The sequence below is a fragment of the Microcystis sp. LE18-22.4A genome (genome assembly GCF_027531105.1).
Lineage (GTDB): Bacteria > Cyanobacteriota > Cyanobacteriia > Cyanobacteriales > Microcystaceae > Microcystis > Microcystis aeruginosa.
In genome coordinates this window covers 1-2,728 of record NZ_JAPZRB010000204.1, presented here as the reverse complement: position 1 = coordinate 2,728, position 2,728 = coordinate 1, and the positions used below count along the sequence as shown (strand labels likewise).

The 2,728-nt window shown below is 43.7% G+C and carries 1 protein-coding gene; it reads left to right on the top strand.

Annotated features, from left to right (window positions below; all coding sequences use genetic code 11):
* Positions 1-241: 241 nt before the first annotated feature.
* The coding region (locus tag O9295_RS09025; protein WP_288032728.1) for a beta strand repeat-containing protein at positions 242-2,728 on the top strand (2,487 nt) is incomplete at its 3' end.

Sequence of the window (2,728 nt, the reverse complement as noted above, 5' to 3'; positions counted from 1 at the left end):
AGATAATCGGCAAAATGACTAACCCTACTATCTTAGAAGAGCTACTAAAATTAGCAGCTACCGCTAATTCTCTCGCAGAATTTAAGCAGTCTTTGGCAAGAATCCAATAATCTTATCCTAATATCTAGAAAACGGGTTTCTCAAAGGAACCCGTTTTCTGTAAATTTTTGTTATATCCCCCTTGAAAAATTGGCGCTTGTTGGGCTAAAATTATTAGCAATAAACTTTTGCTGTTACTGTCATGACTTCTACCCTGTTGCCGATTCTTCCTGCTGTTGACGATGTTTTGTTCGATTTCGCTCAATCTGATGGTTTTTGGGCGAATTTAGAAACTGCTTTTGGCACAAGTTATGATGTGGTTAAGGCGACGGAATTACAACAGCAGTGGCGAAGCCGAAATTTCAGTCAACTTCCCCCAATTGAGGTACTTAGTGATGAGGTTTTAGGAACGGCGAATGGTGCATATTCCAGCAGCACCAATAAGATTTATCTATCAGCATCTTTTTTGAATACGGCCTCGTCAGCAGCGATAGTTAATGTAATTTTAGAAGAGATTGGGCATTATGTGGATGCTCAAATTAATCAGGTGGATAGCGCCGGAGATGAGGGGGCAATTTTTGCGGAGTTGGTGCAAGGTAATAGTCTGGATGTGGCAACCTTAGACGCTTTACGAGCAGAGAATGACCAGACAACAATTATAGTAAATGGGGAAATTATTCAAGTAGAACAGGCAGATTTTACAGGAACGCCAGGGAATGATAATATTACGGGTACATCTGGAAATGATCGTCTCTACGGGTTAGATGGAAATGATACTTTAAATGGCAATGATGGACAGGATCGCCTAGAAGGTGGAGATGGCGATGATGTGTTGTTGGGAGGAGCAGGAAGTGATGGAGGTTGGACTGGAAGCTTTGACGGCGGAATTTACGGGGGTAATGGTAATGATAGCTTAGACGGTGGTTCGGGAGATGATTATCTTGATCCAGGTGACGGAAATGACACCATCAACGGTGGTTCAGGTATTGATACCCTGCTATTAAACTATGGTAGTCAAACGACACCCGTGACTGTCACTTATACAAGTATCACCAACGGCACATCTTCAGTCGGTGATACCTTCCAATCTATTGAAATCGTTAATCTTACCACTGGTAGTGGCAATGATGTCCTTAACCTCAGTGCTCTCAGTAATGGCAGTAGAATTGATAGCGGTAGTGGCAATGATTCTATCATCTCTGGACTTGGTAATGATCGTCTCTACGGGTTAGATGACAATGATACTTTAAATGGTAACGATGGACAGGATCGCCTAGAAGGTGGAGATGGCGATGATGTGTTGTTGGGAGGAGCAGGAAGTGATGGAGGTTGGACTGGAAGCTTTGACGGCGGAATTTACGGGGGTAATGGTAATGACACCCTACAAGGAACCAATAACGGTACAGGAGAATCTGATTATCTACAAGGAGGAACGGGAAACGATCGCTTTATCCTTGCAGATACGACAAATACCTTCTATGATGACGGTAATAGCACCCTTCCGGGTAATAACGACTACGCGACAATTGCCGACTTTAACACCACTGATGATATTATTCAACTACGAGGTTCAAGTAGTAACTATCTGTTATCGGTTGATGGTTCTAATACTAAACTATACATCAACAAACCAGGCAGCGAACCAGATGAACTCATTGCGGTTATCAATAATCAAACAGCATTAAGTCTAACTGCTAGTTATTTTAGCTATGTTTCTAGTCCTACTCTTCCCAGTATTACTCTTGCAGTTTCTCCTAGTAGTGTCACCGAAGATGGGACAACTAATCTGGTTTATACCTTCACTCGTAGCGGAGTAACCACTGATGCTTTAACTGTTAACTATACAGTTGGGGGGACAGCTACTAATGGAACCGATTACACTTCTATTCCCACCAGCGTCACCTTTGCTGCTGGTTCATCCACTGCTACCGTAACCGTTGACCCCACTGCTGACACCACAGTAGAAAGTGATGAAACTGTCATTTTAACCCTTGCTGCGGGGACAGGTTATACAGTTGGGACAACTACCGCAGTTACCGGGACGATTACCAATGATGATACCAATGTCACCCTAGCAGTTGCTCCCAGTAGTGTCACCGAAGATGGGACAACAAATCTGGTTTATACCTTCACTCGTAGTGGAGTAACCACTGATGCTTTAACTGTTAACTATACAGTTGGGGGGACAGCTACTAATGGAACCGATTACACTTCTATTCCCACCAGCGTCACCTTTGCTGCTGGTTCATCCACTACTACCGTAATCGTTGACCCCACTCCTGACACAACTGCTGAAAGTAATGAAACCGTCATTTTAACCCTCGCTTCTGGGACAGGTTATACCGTAGGTACTCCTAACGCAGCCACGGGAACAATTACCAATGATGATTTCCCTAGTATTACTCTTGCTGTCTCTCCTAGTAGTGTTACCGAAGATGGGACAACCAACTTACTCTATACCTTCACTCGTAGTGGAGTAACAACAAATCTTTTGACAGTTACCGAGAGTACTGTTTTGACAGCTACCATTGGAACCGATTACACATACCTGGCCAGCACGGTCACCTTTGCTGCTGGTTCATCCACTACTACCGTAACCGTTGACCCCACTGCTGATACCACAGTAGAAAGTGATGAAACTGTTGCTTTAACTCTTACTTCGGGGACAGGTTATACCGTAGGTACTCCC